Source organism: Amycolatopsis vastitatis, from assembly GCF_002234595.1.
GTDB lineage: Bacteria > Actinomycetota > Actinomycetes > Mycobacteriales > Pseudonocardiaceae > Amycolatopsis > Amycolatopsis vastitatis.
The window spans coordinates 122,430-144,671 of the sequence record NZ_NMUL01000040.1 but is presented as its reverse complement, the minus strand read 5'-3'; the positions used below and the strand labels follow the sequence as shown (position 1 = coordinate 144,671).

The window sequence follows — 22,242 nt, the reverse complement described above, 5'->3', positions numbered from 1 at the left end:
TGTAGCGGTCGGCCGGGCGGGAGTTCGCGTCAGCCAGCCGGTCCGGCGGGCTCCGGTTCGGCCGGTGCCCGCTTCTTGAACACCTTGACCAGCCCGATCGCCCCGGCCAGCGCGAACACGCCGTAGCAGGCGAGCAGCGCGGGCGGCGTGTCGCCGGTCAGGGCGTCGCCGAGCACGACCACGGCGACCGTGCCGGGCACGCTCCCGAGCAGCGTACCGGCCAGGTACGGGAAGAGCCGCACGGAGGATACCCCGCAGAGGTAGCTGAACGGCGCGAACGGCACCACCGGGATCAGCCGCAGCGAGGTGATGGCGAGGACACCGCCGTCCGAAAGGCGGTCGTTGACCGTTTTCACCGCAGACCGGTGCAGGTGCCGGGTGACCAGGTCGCGGCCGAGCAGGCGGGCCAGGCCGAAGGACAGGCCGGCCGCGATGGTGGTGGCGACCAGGCCGATCGCGATCCCGGCCGTGGTGCCCACGAGCAGGCCGGCGGCGAGGTTGAACACCGTCCGCGGGATCGGCGCCACGGTGAGCAGCGAGTATGCGACGAGCAGGACGAGCGGGGTCGCGGGACCGGTGGCGGCGGCCCAGGCCCGCAGGTCGGCCGGACCGGGGATCGGCACCAGTACCGCGGCCGCCGCGAAGGCGGCGAGCACGGCGAGCGCGACGATCAGCTTGGTGCGGCCGGACACCCGTTCGAGCCTACCGGCCGAGGAGCGCGATCACCGCTAGCGTGGCCGCATGCCCAAGCACGGTGACCCGGTCGAGTACGAGGTGGGCGGCCGCACGGTCCGCGTCTCGAGCCCGGACAAGGTGTACTTCCCCCAGCGAGGCATCACGAAGCGGCAGGTCGTGGAGCACTACATCGCCGTCGGCGGGCCGCTGCTGCGCGCGATCGGCGAGCGGCCGACCACACTGAAGCGGTACGTCGACGGCGTCGAGGGGGAGTGGTTCTACGCCAAGCGCGTGCCGAAGGGCGCGCCTCCGTGGGTCGAGACGGCCCGGATCACCTTCCCGTCGGGCCGCACGGCCGACGAGGTGTGCCCGACCGAGCCCGCCGTGTTCGCCTGGGCGGCCAACCTGGGCACGTTCGACTTCCACCCGTGGCCGGTGCGCCGCGCGGACGCCGACCACCCCGACGAGCTGCGCATCGACGTCGACCCGCCGGACCGCGCCGGGTTCGCCGACGCGGTCGAGGTCGCACGGGTGGTCCGCGAGGTGCTGGCGGACGCCGGGCTGACCGGCTACCCGAAGACGTCCGGCGGGCGCGGGGTGCACGTGCTGGTGCGGATCCGGCCGGAGTGGGACTTCGTCGCGGTCCGCCACGCGGTGATCGCGCTCGGCCGCGAAGTCGAGCGCCGCATCCCGGACAAGGCGACGGTCTCGTGGTGGAAGGAGGAACGTGCCGGCCGGGTGTTCCTCGACTACAACCAGGCGGCCCGCGACCGGACGGTGGCCTCGGCCTGGTCGGTCCGCGGCACCCCGCGCGCGACGGTGTCCACGCCCCTGACGTGGGACCTGCTGGACGAGGTGGACGCGGACGACTTCGACGTCCTGACGATCCCGGCGTTCCTGGAAGAGCACGGCGACCTCCACGCCGGGATGGACGACGAGCCGTTCGGCCTGGAGACGGCGCTGGAGTGGTACGAACGCGACGCGCGGGACCACGGTCTCGGCGATCTGCCGTACCCGCCCGACTACCCGAAGATGCCGGGCGAGCCGAAGCGGGTCCAGCCGAGCAAAGCGCGTCCGGACTGATCCGGACCCGGCAGGTGTAACAGGAGCCACAGCGCCACCGGAATGCCCGCCCACGCTGCGCCGATTGCCGCAGCCGCAATGCGCGGAGTGATCACGCAAACGCCCGCTGTCGCCTTTCGGGTCACAAATGTTGCACGGCCGCGTTCGTTGTCACGATCATGGTCGTCGACGGCGTAACGTGCCGTTCCGAATCGGCGACTCTCCGGGGCATGCCCGGGGGCGGGTTCGAGGAGGAGGCCCTGCGTGGACGACCTGATCGCATTCCTCGCCGCGCGTGTGGGCGCGCGGCAGGCGTTGATCATGCAGGCCGTCAACAAGGCGAAGGCCGGCGAGACGATGAACCGCGGCGAGACGAAAGTCGCCGTGGAGCAGAAGATCCGCGGGCTGACCGACCTCGAGCTCGACGTCGTCAACCAGATGATCAACGAGATCGAGGCCACCCGGCGGATCCTGCTCGCGCACCGCACGACGGTGTCGGAGAAGGTCCCGGGTTTTCCGCTCTACGGCAGCGAATACTGGTGTGAGACCTGCCACGTGCCCGCCGACGAGGCCGGCTCCAACTGGTGCGTCACGCTGCGCCTGCTGGCCCTGCCCTACGCCGACCACCCGGACTACAGCGAGCGCTGGCGCCCGTAACGGGAATCCCGCCGCGGGCCGCGCGTTGCACCCGGTGTGACGCTGTTTTCCGTGCTCGACCGTTCGCCCGTGCGGCGGGTGGGCGGGCCCGCGCGGGCTCTGCGCGACACCGTCGCCTTCGCCCGTGACATCGAACGGCTGGGCTACCACCGGTTCTGGGTGTCCGAGCACCACGGCGTGCCGGGTGTCGCCGGGTCCGCGCCGACCGTGCTGGCCGCCGCCGTCGCCGGGGCGACCGGCCGCATCCGCGTCGGCACCGGCGGGGTGATGCTGCCGAACCACCGGCCGCTCGTCGTCGCCGAGCAGTTCGGCGTCCTGGAAGCGCTTCACCCCGGCCGGATCGACATGGGGCTGGGCCGGTCGGTCGGCTTCACCGCCGGTGTCCGGGAAGCGCTGGGACACGGCAAGGAGGCCGCCGAGGACTTCGGCGCGCAGATCCGGGAGCTGCTCGGGTTCTTCACCGGAGAACACGCTTTCCCGGGCGTCCACGCCTACCCCGCCGAGGGACTGCGCGTGCCGCCGTTCCTGCTGGCCACCGGGTCCGGCGCGGACCTCGCCGCGGAGCTCGGCCTGCCGCTGGTGATCGCGCCGGTGCGGGGCGAACGGGCCTTGGCCGAGGCCGTGACGCGCTACCGCGAAGGGTTCCGGCCGTCCGAGTGGGCGCGGGAGCCGTACGTCGTGGTGTCGACGGCGATCGCCGTGGCGGACTCGGCGGCGGACGCGCGCCTGCTGCTCGTCTCGGAGGCCTGGGCGACGGTGTATTCGCGCTCCCACGGTGTCTTCCCGCCGCTCTCGCCGCCCGCCGAGATCCTGGCCATGCCGATGACCGGCCGCGAGCGCGCCCGGCTCGAGGAGACCCTGGACGGCCAGATCTCGGGCACCCCGGCCGAGGTGGCGGACCGGGTGGGCTCGCTGGTCTCGGCCACGGGCGCCGACGAAGTCCTCGCGACGACGGCGGCCCACGACCAGTCCGCGCGGCTCGATTCCTTCGCGGCCCTCGCCGAACTAGCCGGTCTGCGCGGGATCGTCGTGAGTGGTATCGCGGGTTAGAACCCGCTTTACCACTTACGAGAGGTATCCTTTTTCCGTGACTGCCGGGTCGGCCTCGAGCCGTGAGCAGACGGGGTACCCGGCTGAGCCGTGACCTCCGGGCGGCCGCGTGGGCCGCCGCCTCCTCGTACGTGTCCGAAGTGATCGGAACGTGCGCGGGAAGGAGGTGAATCGCATGTCCGAGAACAGTTCCTGGCCGCAGTTCGTCGCGGCCAACGCCGAGGGCGGCGTGCTCGACGGCGTCGTGGCGCGGGTGCTGCCGTTCGGCGCTTTCGTCGAAGTGGCCCCGGGGATCCACGGCCTGCTGGTGACCGGCGCCGCCGAGGTGCCGCCCGCCGGGACCCGGCTGCCCGTCCGCATCGAGAGCATTGACGTGGAACGCCGCCGGTTCAGCCTGGTGAAGGCGTGAGCTGACGGGCCGAGGCAGGGCGCCCTGCCTCGGCCCCTCACCCGAGCACGAACGGCAGCCGCGCGGCGAGGGTGCCCAGTTCGGCGGTTTCGGCCTCGGTGGGGGCGCGCCGCCCGGTCGCCACCAGCAGCACGTCTTCGTCGGAGAACGACGACGGGAACGTGGCTCCCGCGATCCGCTCCAGCAGCTGCCGCGTCCGCGCCAGTCCCTCGGCAGGTGGTGAAGCGGCGGACGGCACGTGCGCCACCAGGTCCAAGTGGTGCAGCGTCCACTCCAGCACGTACGCCGAGAGGTAGTCGCCCGCGGTGAGGACCATGTCCTGCGTGCTCACCCGCATTCCCGGGTCGGCCAGGTCGGCCGCGCGGCCCGCCGCGGCGCCGACGTCGTCGAGGTGGAACTTCAGCAGGGCCGGATCCTCGTACGCCGCGGCCAGGCGGACGATCAGCGCGTCCAGCGGGTCGTCGCCCGACGGCGGCTCGTCGCTCACCGCCCAGTACGTGACCGCGTCGTGCGTGAGCGCGGCCGAGGACGGCGTGACCAGCGTGATCAGCACGTCCTGGGCGTCGATGACGAGGTGGCAGACCAGGTCACGGACCAGCCAGCCCCGGCAACCCGACGGCTTCGCGAACTCCTCGTCGGGAAGGGAAGCCACCGCGGCGCGCAACGCCGCCCACGTGCGCGAGAAGAGATCCACGAGCGCGAAGCTAGCAGGGTCAGAGCCTCAGCTGCAGCTGAGTCAACAGGCGCTGAGCGGGGTCGGCGAAGTCCACGTCGGACACTTCGGTGGCGCGCCGGACCCGGTAGCGCACCGTGTTCGGGTGGAGGTTCAGCGCCCGCGCCGCCGCCCGGACGTCGCCGAAGGCGTCCAGCCAGGCCAGGACCGCCGGCACCAGGATCCCGCCGTGTTCGGCGTCGTGCTCCACGAGCGACGTGAGCCGCGGGTCGCGGATGCGGGGCTGCCCGCTCAGGTACGCCAGCACCTCCGACAGCAGCACCTCGGCGCGGACGTCGGCCAGCGAGGCGACGTCGGCTGGCCAGTGCCCGCGCGCCATCGCCGCCAGGACCCGGTCGGCGTCGCCACGGGACGCGGCCGCGTCCGAAAGCCGGGGCACGATGCCGCCGAGGGCCGCTCGCACCGGGACGTCCAGGTGACGGCGGGCGGTGGCGGTAATTTCGCGAGCCAGCGCCAGCACCGCCGCGTCGGAGTGCTCCGGCAGGTCCGGCAGCAGCGCGTAGACGCGGCCGCCGATCACGCTCACCAGCGCGCTGCGCCGGTACGCCGCCGTGTGGACGGCGATCAGGTGGACCAGCTCGGCGCGCCGTAGCTGCCGGTTGTCCGATCGTTCCAAGGAAAACGCCAGCACCTGCGCCGGCCGCGAAGGGTCCGCGCCGATGTCGTCCGCGACGGACTCCGCGTCGAGCCGTCCCTCCAGCAGGCTGGCCAGGAGGTCTTCCCGCAGCCGCAGCTCCGGGCTCGGCAGCGTCCGGGCGCGGATCAGCTGCGGCGCCAGGGCACGGCTCGCGCCGAGCAGCGCCGTCTCGGCCCGTTCGGTGAGCGGCTGGGCGCCCTCCTGGACCCAGATCGTCCCGAGCGGCTGCTTGCCCGCGTGGATGCCCGCCGCGATGCGGCGGCGGATGCCCAGCTCGGGCCGCTCGTCGACCCGGACGATCCCTTCGCCGGCGCGAAGCCGCTGGTAGACGCCCCATTCGCGGAGCATCGCGAGGTAGCGCTCGGGGCCTTCGCGACCGAGGATCGACAGCCGCCGCAGCTCGTCGACCTCGTCGCCCGCCCGCGAATACGCGAGCACCCGGTTGGCGGTGTCCTCGATGCTGACCAGGCCGCCGGTGAGCGTCGCGATCGTCTGGGCCAGGGCGAACAGGTCTCCCAGCACCTCGCCGCTGGCCGCTTCACCGCCCGCGCGGGCTGCTTCGACGACGCCGCGCGCCAGGGACTCCACCTGCTCCCAGCGTGCTTCGGCGCCGACGGTGAGCAGCGCGACGCCCGCGTCGGCGGCGACGTCGGCGCCCGTCGCCCCCTTGACCGCCACCGCGGCCGCGCCGCCGCGCCCGGCCGCGCGGATGGCCGGCGCCGCCGCCCGGCCGCGCGCGCCGATCACCAGCACCAGGTCGCCGGGCGAGGTCTCCAGGGGGTCTTCGGGGTCGAGGATCACGACGTCGGTGACTCCGACGCCCAGGCCGTGCGGCGCCACGACGACCTCGACGAGCGGCTCGCCGAGGGTCGCCAGCACGTGGCGCAGCGACGTCACGGTGTTGTCCGATTGGCCAAGCTCATACGGTCGATTTTAGCCGTTCGGACAAGCCGCCGGAGTGTGTCCGGAGTTACCGTTCGGGGCATCAAGAGGTAGTGAGCGCTGAGCCGAGGAGCCGCCGTGGACGCCGTGACCCAGACCCCCGCCCCGACGAACGAGCCGGTGCTCACCTACGCGCCGGGCAGCGCCGAGCGCGCCGAGCTCGAGGGTGCGCTCAAGCGGCTGGGCCAGGCGGAACCGGTCGACCTGACCGTCACCGTCGGCGGTGAGCAGCGTCCCGGCGGCGGCGAGCGGATCGACGTCGTCCAGCCGCACAACCACGCGCACGTCCTCGGCACCATCCACAGCGCCACCCAGCAGGACGCCACCGACGCCATCGCGGCCGCCGCGAAGGCCGCCCCGGAGTGGCGTTCGCTGTCCTACGACGACCGCGCCGCGATCCTGCTGCGCGCCGCCGACCTGCTCACCGGCAAGTGGCGTGCCACGCTGAACGCCGCCACCATGCTCGGCCAGTCCAAGACCGCGACCCAGGCCGAGATCGACGCCGCCTGCGAGCTCGCCGACTTCTGGCGCTTCAACGTCGAGTTCGGCCGCCGCATCCTCGCCGAGCAGCCGATCAGCTCGCCCGGTGTGTGGAACCGGATGGAGCACCGGCCCCTGGAGGGCTTCGTCTACGCGATCACGCCGTTCAACTTCACCGCGATCGCCGGCAACCTGCCGACCGCGCCCGCGTTGATGGGCAACACCGTGCTGTGGAAGCCGTCGCCGACGCAGTCGTTCGCCGCGCACCTGACCATGCGGCTGCTCGAAGAGGCGGGCATGCCGCCGGGCGTGATCAACCTGCTGCCGGGCGACGGCAAGGCAGTCTCCGAGGTCGCCTTGACCCACCGCGACCTGGCCGGCATCCACTTCACCGGTTCGACCGCGACGTTCCAGCACCTGTGGGGCACGGTCGGCGCGAACATCGCGGGCTACCGCGGCTACCCGCGGCTGGTCGGCGAGACCGGCGGCAAGGACTTCGTGCTCGCGCACCCCTCCGCCGACGTCGACGTCCTGCGCACCGCCCTGGTCCGCGGCGCCTTCGAATACCAGGGCCAGAAGTGCTCCGCCGCTTCGCGCGCGTACATCCCGCGCAGCGTCTGGAACGAGCTGAAGGACGGCCTGATCGCCGAAACCGAGGCGCTGTCCTACGGCGACGTCACCGACCTGTCGCACTTCGGCGGCGCGGTGATCGACCGGCGCGCGTTCGCGAAGCACTCTGACCTCTTCGACCGCGTGAAGAACGACGCCTCGGTGGAGGTCCTCACCGGCGGCACGGCCGACGACAGCGTCGGCTACTTCGTGCAGCCGACGATCCTGGTGTCGGACAACCCGAAGCACGAGATCTTCTCGACCGAGTACTTCGGCCCGATCCTCTCGGTGTACGTCTACGAGGACGGCGGCTTCGACGACGTCCTGAAGCTCATCGACGAGTCCGCCGCTTACGCGCTGACCGGCGCGGTGATCGCGAACGACCGCACCGCTGTCGCGAAGGCGGCCGAGGCGCTGAAGTTCTCCGCGGGCAACTTCTACGTCAACGACAAGCCGACCGGCGCGGTCGTCGGCCAGCAGCCGTTCGGCGGGGCGCGCGCCTCCGGCACCAACGACAAGGCGGGCTCGATCTTCAACCTGCTCCGCTGGACGAGCCCCCGCTCGGTCAAGGAGACCTTCGTGCCGCCGACCAGCGTTCGCTACCCGCACCAGGGCTGAGGAGGACGTCATGCTGCGTGCCCCGTTGCTCGCCGCCGCCCGGTCGAAGGGCATCCGGCGGCTCGTCGAGGCGGTGCCCGCCACGCGCTCCGTGGTGCGCCGGTTCGTGGCCGGGTCCGAGACCGCCGACGCCGTCCGCGTGGCGCGGGAACTGGCCGCGGACGGCCGCCGGATCACCCTCGACCACCTCGGGGAGGACACCACCGACGCCACGCAGGCGGCGGCGACCGTGACGGCCTACGAAGCCGTGCTGACCGCGCTGGCCGCGGAAGGCCTGGCCGAGGGGGCGGACGTCTCGGTGAAGCTGTCGGCGGTCGGGCAGTTCCTGCCGTCGAACGGCGAGGACGTCGCCTTGGAGAACGCGCGGAAGATCTGCGCGGCGGCCGAGGCGGTCGGCGCCACCGTGACGCTGGACATGGAGGACCACACCACCACGGACTCGACCCTCGGCATCCTGCGCGAGCTGCGCGGCGAGTACCCGTGGGTGGGCGCCGTGCTGCAGGCCTACCTTCGGCGCACCGAGCAGGACTGCCGGGAACTTTCGGGCCCGGGGTCGCGCGTACGGCTGTGCAAGGGCGCGTACGCCGAGCCGGAGTCGGTGGCGTTCCCGGAGAAGTCCGAAGTGGACAAGTCCTACGTCCGCTGCCTGCGCGTCCTGATGGCGGGTTCCGGGTATCCGATGGTGGCTTCGCACGACCCGCGGATGATCGAGATCGCGGCCGCGCTCGCCGAGGAGAACGGGCGCACGGACGACGACCACGAGTTCCAGATGCTCTACGGCATCCGGCCGGAGGAGCAGCGGCGGATCGCGGCGTCGGGCGCTCGCATGCGCGTCTACGTGCCCTACGGCGACGAGTGGTACGGCTACTTCATGCGCCGCCTGGCCGAGCGCCCGGCGAACCTGGCGTTCTTCCTGCGCGCGCTCGCGACCCGATCCTGAACATGACGAAGGCCGCCCCGCGAGGCGGCCTTCGTCATGTGGTGGTGGTCAGGCCTGTTCGGCCTCGGCTTCGGCGGCCTTGCGCTTGACCTCGTCCATGTCGACCTCGCGAGCCTGCTTGATCAGCTCTTCGAGGGCGGGCTCGGGCAGCGCGCCGGGCTGGGCGTAGATCAGCGTCTTGTCCCGGATGATGGCCAGCGTCGGGATGGAGCGGACGTCGAAGGCGGCGGCGAGCTGCTGCTGCGCTTCGGTGTCGACGCTCGCGAACACGAGGTCGTCGTGCTTCTCGGACGCCTTCTCGTAGACCGGCGCGAACTGGCGGCACGGCCCGCACCAGCTCGCCCAGAAGTCGATCAGGACGAACTCGTTGTCGTTTACCGTCTGGTCGAAGTTCTCGGCGGTCAGCTCAACGGTGCTCATGCCCTGGTCAACGACGTGGGCGCGGCGGGAATTCCCGGGGCCGGGGTAGCGTCTCACCGCGAGCAACCGTGAAGAGGAGGAACAGATGGCCGACGGCGAGATCCTGGGCCGGATCGACGAGCTGATCGCGGAGGAGCACGAGCTGCGGTCGCGCTCGGTCGGCGTGGGGCTGAGCGGGACCGACCGCGACCGGCTCACCGCGGTCGAGCAGCAGCTCGACCAGTGCTGGGACCTGCTCCGGCAGCGGCGCGCGAAAACGGAGTTCCACGAGAACCCCGACGACGCGGCCGCCCGCCCGGTCTCCGAGGTCGAGTCCTACCGCCAGTGAGCCCGGCTTCGCGGCCGCCCGTCGAGGGCGGCCGCGAAAAACCTTCCGCGGCGATGTCGAGAACCCGCAACCGGCTCCGTCCCCGGGGTGAGAGCGGCCAGAATGGGTCGCCGGACACCGAGGGAGAACCACCATGGCCAAGTACCTGCTGCTCAAGCACTACCGCGGCGCCCCGGCCCCGGAGAACTGCGACAAGCCCATGGACCAGTGGACGCCGGAGGAGATCTCGGCCCACATCCAGTACATGCGCGACTTCGCGGCCAAGCTGGAGACGACCGGCGAGTTCGTCGACGCCCAGGCCGTGGCGCCCGAGGGGACGTTCGTCCGCTACGACGGCGAGGGCCGCCCGCCGGTCACCGACGGCCCGTTCGCCGAGACCAAGGACCTCATCGCCGGCTGGATGGTGATCGACGTCGACAGCTACGAGCGGGCGCTCCAGCTGGCCGGCGAGCTGTCGGCCGCACCGGGGCCGAACGGGGAGCCGATCCACGAGTGGCTCGAGCTGCGCCCGTTCCTGGCCATGCCGTCGACCGTCACGGAATAGGGCGCGTGGACGAAACCCTGCTCCGCAGCCTCACGCCGGGCGTCCTGACGATCCTCGTCCGCCGCGGAGCCGACTTCGCGGCGGCCGAGGACGCCGTCCAGGACGCGCTGGTCGAGGCGCTGCGCGCGTGGCAAGCCGACCCTCCGCGTGACCCCAAGGGCTGGCTGGTCACGGTGGCCTGGCGCAAGTTCCTGGACGCGACCCGGGCGGACACCGCGCGCCGCCGGCGTGAAGACGTCGTCGACGCGGAGGTGCCGCCCGGGCCCGCGGCCACGGTGGACGACACGCTCCAGCTCTACTTCCTGTGCGCCCACCCGTCGCTGACGCCGTCGTCGGCGGTCGCGCTCACGCTGCGTGCCGTCGGCGGGCTGACCACCCGCCAGATCGCCGAGGCGTACCTGGTGCCCGAGGCGACCATGGCGCAGCGCATCAGCCGGGCCAAGCGGACCGTGTCGGGGGTGCGGTTCGAGCAGCCGGGCGACGTCGCCACCGTGCTGCGTGTCCTCTACCTGGTCTTCAACGAGGGGTACTCCGGGGACGTCGACCTCGCGGCCGAGGCCATCCGGCTCACCCGGCAGCTCGCGGCGGCGATCGACCACCCCGAGGTGGCGGGACTGCTCGCCCTCATGCTGCTGCACCACGCGCGGCGCGCCACGCGGACCGGGCCCGACGGCCGGCTCGTCCCGCTGGCCGACCAGGACCGGTCCCGGTGGGACACCGCGCTGATCGCCGAGGGCGTCGAGATCCTGCAGGCGGCGCTGGCCCGCGACCGGCTGGGCGAGTTCCAGGCCCAGGCCGCCATCGCGGCCCTGCACGCCGACGCGCCCGACGCCGCGGAGACCGACTGGGTGCAGATCGTCGAGTGGTACGACGAGCTCGCGCGGCTGACCGGCAGCCCGGTGGTGCGGCTCAACCGCGCGGTGGCGGTCGGCGAGGCCGACGGCCCGCGGGCCGGCCTGGCGGCGCTCGCGGAACTGGACGAAACCCTGCCCCGCTACGCGGCGGTGGCCGCCTACCTCCACGAGCGCGACGGCGACCTGGCGACGGCAGCGAAGCTGTACGCCGAAGCGGCGAAGAAAGCGTCCAGCCTCGCCGAGGTCGACCACCTGACCCGCCAGGCCGCCCGCCTCAACACCCGCCACCCCGGACCGGCGTGATCGAGAAGCCGACACGCGTGATTGGAGAGTCGACACGCGTGATTGGAGAGTCGACACGCGTGATTGGGGAGTCGACACGGCTTTGAGTCGGTGTCGACCCTCCAATCACGGGAGATGACCCGGCAATCACGCGTGCTGACGCTTCGATCACGTTGTTCAGGCGGGGCAGAGGGTGCCGTCGGCCGGGATCTTGCCGTCCACCAGGAAGGCGCGGGCCGCTTCGGTGACGCAGGAGGAGACGCCGATCGCGCCGTGGCCCGCGCCCTGCCACGTGATCGTCACCGCCGAGGGCATCTGGTCGGCGGCGCGGGTGCTGCCCACCTGGGGCGTGACCGGGTCGGCCGCGGTCGCCGCGACCAGGATCGGCGGGGCGCCCGGCGCGCCCGCCGCCGGCAGCGGTTCGGTGCGCACCGGCCACGGGCCGCACCAGGCCAGCTGCTGGGCGACGACCGTGCCGAACTGCGGGTACTTGGCGCGCATCCCGGCCGCGACCTGGTCGAGCTGGTCGGCCGAGAGACGCGTCTGGCTGTCGTTGCAGCGGGTCGCGATGGCCGCGTCGATCCGCGACGGCTGGGCGCGCGTGTCGTGCAGCACCGGCGCGGCGAACGCGGCGAGCGGGGCGACGTTGCCGGCGCGGGCGGCGGCGATCGCGTCGGCCAGCTCCGGCCACCGCGCGCGCTGCGCGAGCCCCGAATAGACGGCGAACATCGCGATCCCGGGGCCGAACGGGACGCCGTCTTCCGTCGTGGTCAGCGCGTGCCGGAGCTGGGCGGGGAGCGCGGCCAGCGCGGCCTTCGGGTCGCCGAGCGCGCAGTGGCGGGCCGCGCAGTCCGCGGCGAAAGCGTCCCATGTGGACTGAGCGCCGGCGGCGACGGCGTCGAGGACCGCGGCCATGTCCGCCCCCGGGTCGGGGATGCCGTCGAGCACCATCCGCCCGACCTGCGCGGGGAAACGCACCGCGTACTCGGACAGGACCTTGGAGCCGTCGCCGTGGCCGATCGCGTCGAGCCGGTCCACGCCCAGCTGCTTGCGCAGCTCGTCGAGGTCGCCGGCGCCGCGCCAGCTGTCCAGCGCGGTCTGGGAGTCGTCCAGCTCGATGGCGCACTGCTGGCCGGCCTTGCGGGCCGCGTCCAGGACGTCCTGCAGGCCGCCTTGCGCCGGGTCGGCGTCGATGAGACCGGGCCGGACGTCGGCGGGCACGCACTGGGCGGCGCCGGAGAGCCCGGTGCCGCGCCGGTCCAGGCCGATGAGCGAGAACTTCTCCAGGAACGCCGGCGGCAGCGTCGCGGCCAGCCGCGCGGCGTACACGGTGCCCGGGTCGCCGTCGACGTCGTTCACCACGACCAGCGGCACCGGACCGTTGCCGACCTTCAGCGCCAGCAGCCGCATCACCGACCGCCGCGGCTCGCCGGGGGCGTCGAGCGGCGTGGTGACGCGGGCGCACGTGAAGTGCAGGCTGTCCGGGACGCCGGGGGTGCCGATCCGCTGGCGGGTGTCGTCGTCGCAGTCGGCCCACTTCAGCGTCGGCGACTGCGGTTCGGCCAGCGGCGGCAGGGGCACCCCGGGTGACGCGGGAGGCGTGCTGCCGGTCGTCTTGCCGTCGTTCTCGACCAGCGCCGGGCGGACCGACGGCCCCGCGGCGCAGCCCGCGGCGGAGGCCAGGGCGAGCAGCGCGGCCAGGAGACGGGTACGGCGGCGGCGCACGGGCAGGGTCCTCACGTCGATCAAGGGTTCGGTCAAGACAGGCCGAGCTTCGCACGGCCGGTGTGGGACGAGGGTTAGCGGGTCCGGACCACCTGGCCGCGGAAAACGGCGTCGAGGTCGTAGCGCGCGGGCTCGTCCAGCTGGCTGTAGTCACACGACGCGGGCTCGCGGTCCGGCCGCCACCGCACGAACCGCGCGTTGTGCCGGAACCGCGACGGCATGCCGCCCTCGGTGTTCTCGTAAGCGACCTCGACGACGCGCTCGGGGCGCAGCGGAACCCATTCGTGCTCGGTGGCGCGCCAGCGGGTGATGCCACCCGGGATCCGCTGGGCCTCGCCGGTGGCCCGGCCGCCCCACGGGTGGTCCTCGCCGTCGGTGACCAGCGGCGCGAGCTCTTCGGCCAGCTCGCGGCGGCGCTCCTTGGGGAACGACCCGACGGTGCCGACGTGGTGCAGCACGCCCTTCTCGTCGTGCAGGCCGAGCAGGAAGGACCCGACGAGGTCGCCCGGTCCGCCGTCGACGTGCCAGCGCAGCCCGGCGAGCACGCAGTCCGCGGTGCGGAGGTGCTTGTACTTCACCATCACGCGTTTGCCGGGCGTGTAGGGCTCGTCCAGCGGCTTGCCGATGACGCCGTCGAGGCCGGCGCCCTCGAACAGCTCGAACCAGTGCCGCGCGGTGCCGGGGTCGGTGGTGGCCGGGGTGAGCGGGAACCGGTCGCCGGCCAGCTCGACGAGCCGTTCGCGGCGCACGGACGTCGGTTCGTCGAGCAGGGACTCGTCGCCGAGCGCGAGGACGTCGAAGGCGACGAACTCGGCGGGCTGCTCGGCGGCCAGCAGCGTGATCCGGCTTTCGGCCGGGTGGATCCGCTCGGTGAGCGCGTCGAAGTCCAGCCGCCCGCCGCGGGCGACGACGAGCTCGCCGTCGAGCACGACCCGCGGCGGCAGGACCTCCAGCAGCCGGGCGACGGCCTCGGGGAAGTACCGGTTGAGCGGCTTTTCCGCGCGCGACTGCAGGTACAGCTCGTCGCCGTCGCGGAAGACGATGCAGCGGAAGCCGTCCCACTTCGGTTCGAACAGCAGGCCGCCGGAGTCCGGGATGGCCTTCGCGGGCTTGGCGAGCATCGGCTTCAGCGGCGGCTGCAGCGGTAAGGGCATGCCCGCATTCTGCGGAATCCCGCCGCCCGGCGCACGTGTTTCGCCAGGTTCGGGCGAGCCGTCATCCGCGCGACGTCGTTCTCGACCGGGCCAGCTCGGCGAGCACCGCCACTCTCGCCCGGTGCAGCCGGGAACGCAGGGCGCCGACGTTCACGTCGAGCATTTCGGCGACTTCTTCGTAGCTCAGCCCTTCCAGCTCGCGCAGCACGAGCGGCACGCGCTGGGACAGCTCCAGCCTGCCGATCGCCCGCAGCACCGCGGCGACCTCTTCGGCCCGCACCACGCGGCCCTCGGGGCCCGGCACGGCGAACGACGGGCTGTCCAAACCGGACTCCCGGTCCGGCGCGTCCAGCGAGACCGTCGGACGGCGCCGGCGCAGCAGGGCCAGCGCGCTGTTGGTGACGACGCGGTGGAGCCAGGTCGACACGGCGGCCTCCTGCCGGAAGCCGGCGAGGGCACGCCACGCCGCGAGCCACGAGTCCTGCACGACGTCCTCGGCCTCGGCCGCGCAGCCGGTGATCCGCAGCGCGACCCGGTACATCCGGGGCGAGTGCCGCAAGACCAGCGCACCGAACGCCGTGTCGTCGCCGCCCGCGGCCCGTTCGAGCAGGTCGGCGTCGTCGGTCACCCGGCGGCCCGGCGGTAGCGCAGGAGCGTGAAGCCGTCCTCGACGAGGATCGACGCCAGGGCGAGCCGTCGCGGCACGGCCGCGATCCGTCCCGCCCGCCCGGCCGCGATCCGGCCCGCCTGCCCGGCCACGAGCAGCGGCGCGACGGTGAGGCACAGCTGGTCGACCAGGTCGGCTTCGATCAGCCGGGCGAAGAGGCCGGGGCCGCCTTCGCAGTCGATGCGGCGCAGGCCGCGGGCGGCGAGCAGGTCCAGCGCGCGGGGCAGGTCGACGTCGTCGCGGCCCGCCCGGAGCACCTCCGCCCCGGCGGCTTCGAGGGCGCGCGTGTCCGCGGTGTCCGTGGTGACCACGATCGGGGGAACGGCGGTTTCGGTGAACAGCCGGGACGCGGGATCGAGGTCCGCGGTGCGCGTCACGACGGCGATCGGCGGGACTCCTGCGAACCCGAGCCGGCGACGGCGCTCCAGCCGCTTCGCGCCCGCGACGACCCCGCGGTAGTTCTCGGCGCGGGCGGTCCCGGCGCCGACCAGGACGACGTCGGCGAGGTCCCGGCCGAGGAGGAAGACCGCCCGGTCGGCGGCGTGCGACAGCGCCGCCGACGTCGTGTCGACCTCGACGGCACCGTCGGCGGACGCGACGAAGTTCACCTGCACCCAGGGCCGGTCCAGCTCCGCCGGGTAGGCGTAGATCTCTTCGAGGTCCGCACCCGTCAGTTCGCCCGTCGCCTGGGGCCACACACTCCGCACGTTGATCATCCCAGCATGGGCGTGAAACACGTCTCTACCGGGGGATATGCCCGCTCACCGGTACCCGGGGCGCGGATAGGCTCTGCGACCATGCCCGCGCACCTGACCGACCGCCGTCCCGAGCTGTCCGCCGACGAGCTGATCGGCGCGCTGGTGCCGCCGCCGCGCTTCGGCGCCGTCCGGTTCGAGACGTACCTCCCGAACCCGGACGAGCCCAGCCAGGCCGCCGCGGTCGAGGCCTGCTCGGCGTTCGCGGCGAAGATCGGCGCGCGCCGCGAGAAGAAGCGCTTCAGGCTCTTCGGCGGTTCGCCCGAGCCGTCCGGGCCGATGGGGCTCTACCTCGACGGCGGGTTCGGCGTCGGCAAGACCCACCTGCTCGCCTCGACGTGGCACGCGGCGCCGTCGCCCAAGGCGTACGGCACGTTCGTCGAGCTGACCCACCTGGTCGGCGCGCTGGGCTTCGCCGAAGCCGTGCGGCGGCTGTCGGAGCACCGGATGCTGGCGATCGACGAGTTCGAGCTGGACGACCCGGGCGACACCACGCTGGTCACGCGGCTGCTGCAGGAGCTGATGGACGCCGGGGTCCACATCGCGGCGACGTCGAACACGCTGCCGGAGAAGCTGGGCGAGGGCCGGTTCGCCGCCGAGGACTTCCTGCGCGAGATCCAGTCGCTGTCGGCCCGGTTCGGCGTGGTGCGCGTCGACGGCCCGGACTACCGCCACCGCGGCCTGCCGGACGCGCCGCCGCCGGTTTCCCCCGCGGAACTGGAGTCGTCCGTCTCCGCGCACGAAGGGTCCACTGTGGACGACTTCGACGCGCTGTGCGCGCACCTGGCTTCGCTGCACCCGTCGCGCTACGGGCGGCTGCTGGACGGCGTCTCCCGGGTGCACCTGCGCGGCGTCCACCCGGCCCCGGACCAGAACGTGGCCCTGCGGCTGGTCGCCTTCGCCGACCGGCTCTACGACCGGGCCATCCCGGTGGTGGTCTCGGGCGAGCCGCTGCCGTCGCTGTTCACCGAGGAGATGGTCGAGGGCGGCTACCGCAAGAAGTACCTGCGCGCGGTCAGCCGCTTGACGGCACTGGCTCGCGACGCCGCGCCGGCCAGATGAGCAGGACGACGGCGACCGCGAAGAGCGTTCCGCCCGCGACGTCGGTCAGGTAGTGGTAGCCCATCCCGACCAGCCCGGCCGTCGCGGCCAGCAGGGCCACCGCCGACAGCACCACCACGACCACCCGGCGCGTGACGAGGACGAGCACCGTCAGCACCGCCACCAGGCTCACCGTGTGGCCGCTGGGGTAGACCAGCGTGCCGTTCTTCCACCGGTCGTACAGCGGCTTGAGCAGCCAGCCCGTCAGCAGGATCGCCAGGACCGGCACGGCGAGCGCGAGGACGGCCTCCCGTCGCCGTCCGGCGCGCAGGCACAGGACGACGGCCAGCAGGCCCAGCGCGAGCACCACGTACGGCTCGGTCGGGATGACCAGCGCCCGCAGCACGCCCGGGCTCAGGTGCGCCACCGCTCCGGCGAAGGCGCTGTCGACGGTGCCGGGCGTCGTCCCGCCGGCGAACGGCAGGCCCAGCAGCAGCGCGAGCAGGCCGCAGACCACGGCGGGCACCCGGATCGTCCTCACCCCCGCGAGGGTAATCGCGCCCCCGGACCGCGGCGGGCACGGCGGGTGCGCCACGATGCGGGGGAGCGACTTGGGAGGAGCGGATGCGGGTCACAGTCGTCGGGGCCGGGATCATCGGGCTGAGCAGCGCGTACCGGCTGGCCGAAGCGGGGCACGACGTCACGGTCGTGGCGGCGGGCCCGCCGGGCGAGTCGACGTCGGCCGTTGCCGGCGGGGTGGTGTATCCGCCGGTGAAGCGGCCGGACGAGCGGATCGTGCGGTGGACCGCGGCCGGCCTCGCCGTGCTGCGCGGGCAGGACGCGCCGGGTGTGCGGTTCCGCCGCGGCCGGGTCCTGCTCGCGGCGGGCGATCCGGACCCGCAGTGGCTCACGGCGGTGGACGACGCGGCCCGCGACGGCGACCGCGTGGAGTTCACGACGGCGGTGGTCGACACGCCGGTGTACCTGGCCTGGCTCCTCGAGCGGGTCGGCGCGCTCGGCGTCCGGGTCGAGTACCGGCCCGTGACGTCGCTGTCCGGGTTCGACGCCGACGTGGTGGTCAACGCGGCGGGCCTCGGCGCGGGGCCGCTGGCGGGCGACGACGCGATGGTGCCGGTCGGCGGCCAGGTCGTGCACCTCGCCGACCCGGGCCTGACGGAGTTCGTCGTCGACGAGACGGGCCCGGGCGTGACCTACGTCATCCCGCACGGCACCCACGTCGTGTGCGGCGGCACGGAGGAGCCGGGCCGCGGCGACACCGACCCGAACCCGGCGGTGACCGCGGACATCCTGCGCCGCTGCCGCGAACTCGAACCGCGGCTGGCCCGGGCGGAGGTGCTGCGGTCGCTCGTCGGCCTGCGCCCGTTCCGCCGCGAGGTGCGGCTGGAACGAGCGGGCGAAGTGGTGCACTGCTACGGCCACGGCGGCGCGGGGATCACCCTGGCCTGGGGCTGCGCGGCGGATGTGGCAGCCCTCGTGGCGGGGTCGTGAGTGCGTAACAGTGTTCTAACACTGTTACGCACTCACGACCCTCACGGCTGGATGAGCTCCGTGATGCCACGCTGCTTCAGGTAGTTCGCGTCCGAAGCGCGGCTCTGCAGCACGAACGCCACCCGCTTCCCTTCGGCGGCCAGCTTGAAGAACCGGTCGTTGCCCCAGGTCGGGAACAGGTCCGGCACCACGATCGCCGTCGTGCGCGGTTCGGGTGCCGGCGGGGTCCGGTCGAACTCCGCGACCAGGTTCTTCAGCGCCTGGCCGGCGGGCTTCAGCTTGCGGTCGTTCGTGTACAGCCCCAGGTCGTACTCCAGGGGGTTGAGGTTCGGGACCAGCGCGGGGTTGACGTCGTGGGAGCACCACCACGTGAAGCCGAGTGTGTGGGCGCAGGACGCCGCGTTGCGGATCGAGCGGGCCAGCCACTCGCCGTACTGCGGGCGGGTCGCGTCGCTGAAGTGGATCGACGGCGCCGCGCCGTCCTCCTGGATCCAGACCCGGCGCGCCGGGTCCGTCGCGTACGCCTGCGCCACCTGGATCAGCCGTTCCGCGTTGTGCGTGGCGAGTGCGCCGAGCGGGTCCGTCTTCAGGGTGCCGAGGAACGACGTCCACGGGTGGATCGCCACCACGTTCCCCGCGTCCGCCAGGCCGGGGCGGGTGAAGTAGGTGCCGTTGTCCCACGGCGCGCGGTCGCAGCCGACCGTGTGCGCTTTGCCAGGGGCGACGCTTTCGGCGGTGGAACACAATGTGCGCGCCCACGCGTCGGCCTGTGCCTGGGTGACGAACAGCCCGGCGTAGGAGTCCCAGTAGTAGTACGGCTCGTTCGACAGGTCGAAGCCGAGGAACCGCGGGTGCTTCCCGATCCGCGCCGCCAGGGCCGTCAGCAGCGCGCGCTGCGCGTCGAGGGCCGCCGGGTCGGTGAACCAGTTGACCGGCTTCGGCGTGGTCTGCAGCCAGTTCGGCGTCCAGTAGCGGGCCGAGATGTGGCCGTTGAACACCGTGACCTCGACGTCCAGCCCGGCCGCGCCCGCCAGGTCCAGGAACCGGCTCAGCCGGTCGTGCTTCTCACCGCTGATCAGGCGCGGTTCGGGCTGGAAGGCCGACCACAGCAGCATGATCCGGATGTGGTCGAGCCCCAGCGCGGCGATGTCGTCGAGGTCGCGGCGCAGGTCGTTCTCGCGCCAGTCCTCCCACATGTGGAACCAGCGCGTCGACGGCGTGTAGTTGACGCCCAGCCGGAACGCCCGCCTGCTGGTTGTCGCGGCAGACGCCAGAGCGGGTGCCGCGGTGGCCGCCAGCGCCGTCGCGACCGCTCCCGTGAGCACCGACCGCCGCCTGAGATCCGCCACACTGCCTCCCTCGCCGTCAACCGTTCACGAACGTCTAGCACGGCGGGGAATTCGATCTCCAGGGTTGACCGGCAACCTGTCCGGTCAGCTACGGGAGAAGGCGGCGTGGTCGGCCTCCGTCCGGTCGGCATAGCGCACGGCGTATGCGCCCATCGCCTCGTCGAGCTCGGAGTCTTCGGCGAAGTAGCCGGAGAGGAGCTTCGGGTGCAGCGACCGCGTGTGGGCGCGGGCGAGCAGCGCCCCGGCCAGCCTGCCGTAGTCGTCGAGGTGGTCCTTCTCCAGGTCCGCGGGGTTGATGTCGCCCTTGAGGTTCCGGAACTGCCGCACGATGAACGGCACCCCGTCGATCGTGGTCCAGCCGAGCAGGATGTCCGTCTCGGCCTGCACCAGCCGGGCGCCGTCGACGATCCGGCGGCCTTCGTGCCCGGCCGCGGGGAGGTCCAGGTAGGGCGCCAGTGCCGGTTTCTGCGCCTGCTTCACCTGCAGCACCAGGTCTTCGTCGTCGTTGCCGTGCAACAGGACGACGTAGCTGCGCAGCCCGACACTGCCGGTGCCGACCACGCGGAAGGCGACGTCGGCGATCCGGTACCGCGCGATCAGCGTGCGCCGCGACTCGCGCAGGGTGTCCACATAGGACGCCAGTCCGGTGGCGACGGCTTCCGCGGTGGTTTCGCCGACGTGCGTCAGCACCGGCGGGTCTTCGACGAACCGGTGCCGCGCCAGGCCGGTCACGTGGTCGTCGACGCGCTCGGTCCACTTCGCCGCGACCTTCGCGCTGTCGTTCTTGCGTGCCTTCTCCGCGGCGTCGGCGAAGTCGTCGATCAGCTCGTCCGCGCGGGCCTTCGACAGCACCGACGAGTCCGGCAGCGCGTTCCACGACCGCAGGAACGGCAGCTCGGCCAGCGCGCGGATGGTGCGGCGGTAGGACTTCACGGCGTCTTCGGCGGCCTCGCGGCAGCCGGTCTCGCCGATGCCGCCTTCGCGCCCGGCGAGCACCAGGCTGGCGGCGAGCCGCTTGAGGTCCCACTCCCACGGACCCGGCACGGTCTCGTCGAAGTCGTTGATGTCCATCACGATCCTGCCTTCGGGCGTGCCGTAGAGCCCGAAGTTCGCCGCGTGCGCGTCGCCGCAGAGCTGCGCGGTGACCCCGGACGACGGCGTGCCCGCGAGGTCGGCGCCCATCAGGCCGGCGGCGCCGCGGAAGAACGTGAACGGCGAGGTGAGCATCCGTTCCCGCCGCAGCTCGACCAGCTCGGGCAGCCGTCCGGCGTTGGTGGCCTCGAAGTACTGGCGCGGGGCCGGCCGGTCCTTCGCCGCGACCTCGTGGTCGTGCGCCGTGACCGGCGTCTTCTCCCGCAGCCGCTTGCCCTGTTCGTACAGCTCGGCCGGCGTCACGCTGTCCCTGCCGACGAGCGGCCGTTCCACCCATTCCCCTGATCCCATACCGGGCACAACGTCCGAACGGGATGTTCTTCTCCCCGAGCCGTTGTGTTCCCGGATGCCGCCGGGGCGGGAGGCTCACCCGGCGGCATCCGGTGGTTTCAGGGGCGGACGACCTCGGCGATCGCGTCGATGCCGCGGTCCAGCTCCGCGCGGGTGATCACCAGCGGCGGGGCCACGCGCAGGGTGCGTTCGTGCGTCTCCTTGCACAGCACGCCCCGCTGGGCCAGCGCCTCGGAGGCTGCCCGGCCTTCTGGGCCGCCGGGGGCGATGTCGATGCCCGCCCACAGCCCGCGGCCGCGGACCTCGGACAGCCCGTGCCCGATCAGCGCGGTCAGGCGGTCGTGCAGGTGGGCGCCCAGTTCGGCGGCCCGCTGCTGGAACTCGCCCGTGCTCAGCAGGCGGACGACCGCCCGTCCGACCGCGCAGGCCAGGGGGTTGCCGCCGAAGGTCGAGCCGTGCTCGCCCGGCTTCAGCACGCCGAGCACGTCCCGCCGCCCGACGACCGCGGACACCGGCAGGATGCCGCCGCCGAGGGCCTTGCCGAGGGTGTAGACGTCGGCGCGGACGCCTTCGTGGTCCAGCGCCAGCACGGTGCCGGTGCGGGCCAGCCCGGACTGGATCTCGTCGGCGATCAGCAGGACGCCGTGGTCGTCGCAGGCCCGCCGGACGTCGGCGAAGTAGCCCTCCGGTGGCACGATGACGCCGGCCTCGCCTTGCACCGGCTCCAGGAGCACCGCGGCGGTACGCGGGGTGATGGCGTCGCGCAGCGCGGCGGCGTCGCCGTACTTCACGGTGACGAAGCCCGGCGTGAACGGGCCGAAGTCCGCGCGGGCGGTCTCGTCGGTCGAGAACGACACGATCGTGGTGGTCCGGCCGTGGAAGTTGGACCCGGCGACGATGATCTCGGCGGTGCCGTCGGGGACGCCCTTGACGCGGTGCGCCCACTTGCGGGCGATCTTGACCGCGGACTCGACGGCCTCGGCGCCGGAGTTCATCGGCAGCACCAGCTCGGTGCCGGTCAGCTCGGCCAGCTCGCGGCAGAACAGGCCGAGCTGGTCGTGGTGGAACGCCCGCGAAGTCAGCGTGACGCGCCCGAGCTGTTCGACGGCGGCGGCGATCAGGTCCGGGTGGCGGTGGCCGAAGTTCAGGGCCGAGTAGCCGGACAGGAAGTCGAGGTAGTCCTTGCCCTCGACATCGGTCACCGTCGCGCCGGAGGCTTCGGCGATCACGACGGGCAGCGGGTGGTAGTTGTGCGTGCTCCATTGCTCGTCGAGCTCGATGAAACTCGCGGCGGTGGGGGCGGCGGTCTCCCGGCCGGCGAACGTCGTCATACGTTCAGATTAGAGGCCGGACACGCAG

General features: G+C 72.9%; 23 protein-coding genes. 11 read left to right on the top strand and 12 right to left on the bottom strand.

All coding sequences use genetic code 11. From position 1 onward, the window contains the following. Positions 1-29 precede the first annotated feature (29 nt). A complete protein-coding gene (locus tag CF165_RS34855) occupies positions 30-692 on the bottom strand; it encodes a TVP38/TMEM64 family protein (protein ID WP_093951834.1) in 663 nt (220 codons plus the stop codon). A 49-nt stretch (positions 693-741) separates the two neighbouring features. On the opposite strand from CF165_RS34855, the gene CF165_RS34850 reads away from it, so the two are divergent. The 4 genes from CF165_RS34850 to CF165_RS34835 all read left to right on the top strand — a co-directional run bounded on the left by CF165_RS34850 (position 742) and on the right by CF165_RS34835 (position 3,853). Further along, the gene (locus tag CF165_RS34850; protein WP_093951833.1) at positions 742-1,758 is read left to right on the top strand and encodes a DNA polymerase domain-containing protein; all 1,017 of its coding nucleotides are present in this window, start codon (positions 742-744) and stop codon (positions 1,756-1,758) included. Between the two features lie 243 nt (positions 1,759-2,001). Further along, a complete protein-coding gene (locus tag CF165_RS34845; RefSeq protein WP_093951832.1) occupies positions 2,002-2,394 on the top strand; it encodes a DUF6221 family protein in 393 nt (130 codons plus the stop codon). A 36-nt stretch (positions 2,395-2,430) separates the two neighbouring features. Further along, positions 2,431-3,444 carry an LLM class flavin-dependent oxidoreductase gene (locus CF165_RS34840; protein ID WP_093951831.1) on the top strand — a complete coding sequence of 338 codons (1,014 nt, stop codon included), beginning with the start codon at positions 2,431-2,433 and terminating at the stop codon, positions 3,442-3,444. 175 nt (positions 3,445-3,619) lie between these two features. Further along, positions 3,620-3,853 (top strand): S1 RNA-binding domain-containing protein, encoded by a 234-nt coding sequence (locus tag CF165_RS34835; RefSeq protein ID WP_093951830.1) that lies wholly within the window; start codon positions 3,620-3,622, stop codon positions 3,851-3,853. Between the two features lie 37 nt (positions 3,854-3,890). On the opposite strand, the gene CF165_RS34830 is transcribed toward CF165_RS34835, so the two are convergent. Together CF165_RS34830 and CF165_RS34825 are read right to left on the bottom strand one after the other, a co-directional pair. After that, a complete protein-coding gene (locus CF165_RS34830; RefSeq protein ID WP_167441646.1) occupies positions 3,891-4,547 on the bottom strand; it encodes a maleylpyruvate isomerase N-terminal domain-containing protein in 657 nt (218 codons plus the stop codon). Positions 4,548-4,566: 19 nt separating this feature from the next. Next, complete coding sequence (locus CF165_RS34825; protein ID WP_093951829.1) at positions 4,567-6,120, bottom strand: PucR family transcriptional regulator; 1,554 nt, start codon at positions 6,118-6,120, stop codon at positions 4,567-4,569. A 123-nt stretch (positions 6,121-6,243) separates the two neighbouring features. Here CF165_RS34825 and pruA point away from each other — a divergent pair, with 123 nt between their 5' ends. Together pruA and CF165_RS34815 are read left to right on the top strand one after the other, a co-directional pair. Continuing rightward, positions 6,244-7,872 (top strand): L-glutamate gamma-semialdehyde dehydrogenase, encoded by a 1,629-nt coding sequence (pruA, locus tag CF165_RS34820; RefSeq protein ID WP_093951828.1) that lies wholly within the window; start codon positions 6,244-6,246, stop codon positions 7,870-7,872. Positions 7,873-7,882: 10 nt separating this feature from the next. Beyond that, the gene (locus CF165_RS34815) at positions 7,883-8,812 is read left to right on the top strand and encodes a proline dehydrogenase family protein (RefSeq protein WP_093951827.1); all 930 of its coding nucleotides are present in this window, start codon (positions 7,883-7,885) and stop codon (positions 8,810-8,812) included. A 48-nt stretch (positions 8,813-8,860) separates the two neighbouring features. Here CF165_RS34815 and CF165_RS34810 read toward each other — a convergent pair whose 3' ends face one another. After that, positions 8,861-9,232: a thioredoxin family protein gene (locus CF165_RS34810; RefSeq protein ID WP_093951826.1), complete on the bottom strand. Its 372-nt coding sequence runs from the start codon at positions 9,230-9,232 to the stop codon at positions 8,861-8,863. An 85-nt stretch (positions 9,233-9,317) separates the two neighbouring features. Between CF165_RS34810 and CF165_RS34805 the strand changes: the two genes are divergently transcribed. The 3 genes from CF165_RS34805 to CF165_RS34795 all read left to right on the top strand — a co-directional run bounded on the left by CF165_RS34805 (position 9,318) and on the right by CF165_RS34795 (position 11,261). Continuing rightward, positions 9,318-9,560, top strand: coding sequence for a DUF2630 family protein (locus CF165_RS34805; protein WP_093951825.1), 243 nt, complete (start codon positions 9,318-9,320; stop codon positions 9,558-9,560). A gap of 133 nt (positions 9,561-9,693) precedes the next feature. Then, positions 9,694-10,104, top strand: a complete 411-nt coding sequence (locus CF165_RS34800; protein WP_093951824.1) for a YciI family protein — start codon at positions 9,694-9,696, stop codon at positions 10,102-10,104. A gap of 5 nt (positions 10,105-10,109) precedes the next feature. After that, positions 10,110-11,261: an RNA polymerase sigma factor gene (locus CF165_RS34795; RefSeq protein ID WP_093951823.1), complete on the top strand. Its 1,152-nt coding sequence runs from the start codon at positions 10,110-10,112 to the stop codon at positions 11,259-11,261. 156 nt (positions 11,262-11,417) lie between these two features. On the opposite strand, the gene CF165_RS34790 is transcribed toward CF165_RS34795, so the two are convergent. The 4 genes from CF165_RS34790 to CF165_RS34775 form a co-directional block, all read right to left on the bottom strand. Beyond that, a complete protein-coding gene (locus CF165_RS34790; protein ID WP_093951854.1) occupies positions 11,418-12,965 on the bottom strand; it encodes an alpha/beta hydrolase in 1,548 nt (515 codons plus the stop codon). A 74-nt stretch (positions 12,966-13,039) separates the two neighbouring features. After that, positions 13,040-14,119: an ATP-dependent DNA ligase gene (locus CF165_RS34785; RefSeq protein WP_093951822.1), complete on the bottom strand. Its 1,080-nt coding sequence runs from the start codon at positions 14,117-14,119 to the stop codon at positions 13,040-13,042. A 61-nt stretch (positions 14,120-14,180) separates the two neighbouring features. Further along, entirely contained in the window at positions 14,181-14,747 is a 567-nt protein-coding gene (locus CF165_RS34780; RefSeq protein WP_093951821.1) for an RNA polymerase sigma factor, read from the bottom strand. Further along, positions 14,744-15,493, bottom strand: coding sequence for a pyrimidine reductase family protein (locus CF165_RS34775; protein WP_093951853.1), 750 nt, complete (start codon positions 15,491-15,493; stop codon positions 14,744-14,746). Before CF165_RS34775 ends, CF165_RS34780 begins: the two co-directional genes overlap by 4 nt. Positions 15,494-15,583: 90 nt before the next feature. Here CF165_RS34775 and zapE point away from each other — a divergent pair, with 90 nt between their 5' ends. Beyond that, complete coding sequence (gene zapE / locus CF165_RS34770; protein WP_093951820.1) at positions 15,584-16,603, top strand: cell division protein ZapE; 1,020 nt, start codon at positions 15,584-15,586, stop codon at positions 16,601-16,603. Here the strand turns inward: zapE and CF165_RS34765 are convergent. Next, positions 16,557-17,108, bottom strand: coding sequence for a phosphatase PAP2 family protein (locus CF165_RS34765; RefSeq protein ID WP_093951819.1), 552 nt, complete (start codon positions 17,106-17,108; stop codon positions 16,557-16,559). The genes zapE and CF165_RS34765 overlap by 47 nt on opposite strands. Positions 17,109-17,206: 98 nt before the next feature. On the opposite strand from CF165_RS34765, the gene CF165_RS34760 reads away from it, so the two are divergent. After that, on the top strand, positions 17,207-18,091 hold the full coding sequence (locus tag CF165_RS34760; RefSeq protein WP_093951818.1) for an FAD-dependent oxidoreductase: 885 nt from the start codon (positions 17,207-17,209) through the stop codon (positions 18,089-18,091). 41 nt (positions 18,092-18,132) lie between these two features. On the opposite strand, the gene CF165_RS34755 is transcribed toward CF165_RS34760, so the two are convergent. The 3 genes from CF165_RS34755 to rocD form a co-directional block, all read right to left on the bottom strand. Continuing rightward, on the bottom strand, positions 18,133-19,440 hold the full coding sequence (locus CF165_RS34755) for a glycoside hydrolase 5 family protein (RefSeq protein ID WP_093951817.1): 1,308 nt from the start codon (positions 19,438-19,440) through the stop codon (positions 18,133-18,135). Positions 19,441-19,524: 84 nt separating this feature from the next. Next, on the bottom strand, positions 19,525-20,883 hold the full coding sequence (locus tag CF165_RS34750; protein ID WP_093951816.1) for a DUF2252 domain-containing protein: 1,359 nt from the start codon (positions 20,881-20,883) through the stop codon (positions 19,525-19,527). 98 nt (positions 20,884-20,981) lie between these two features. Continuing rightward, entirely contained in the window at positions 20,982-22,214 is a 1,233-nt protein-coding gene (gene rocD, locus CF165_RS34745) for an ornithine--oxo-acid transaminase (protein WP_093951815.1), read from the bottom strand. Positions 22,215-22,242: the final 28 nt, after the last annotated feature.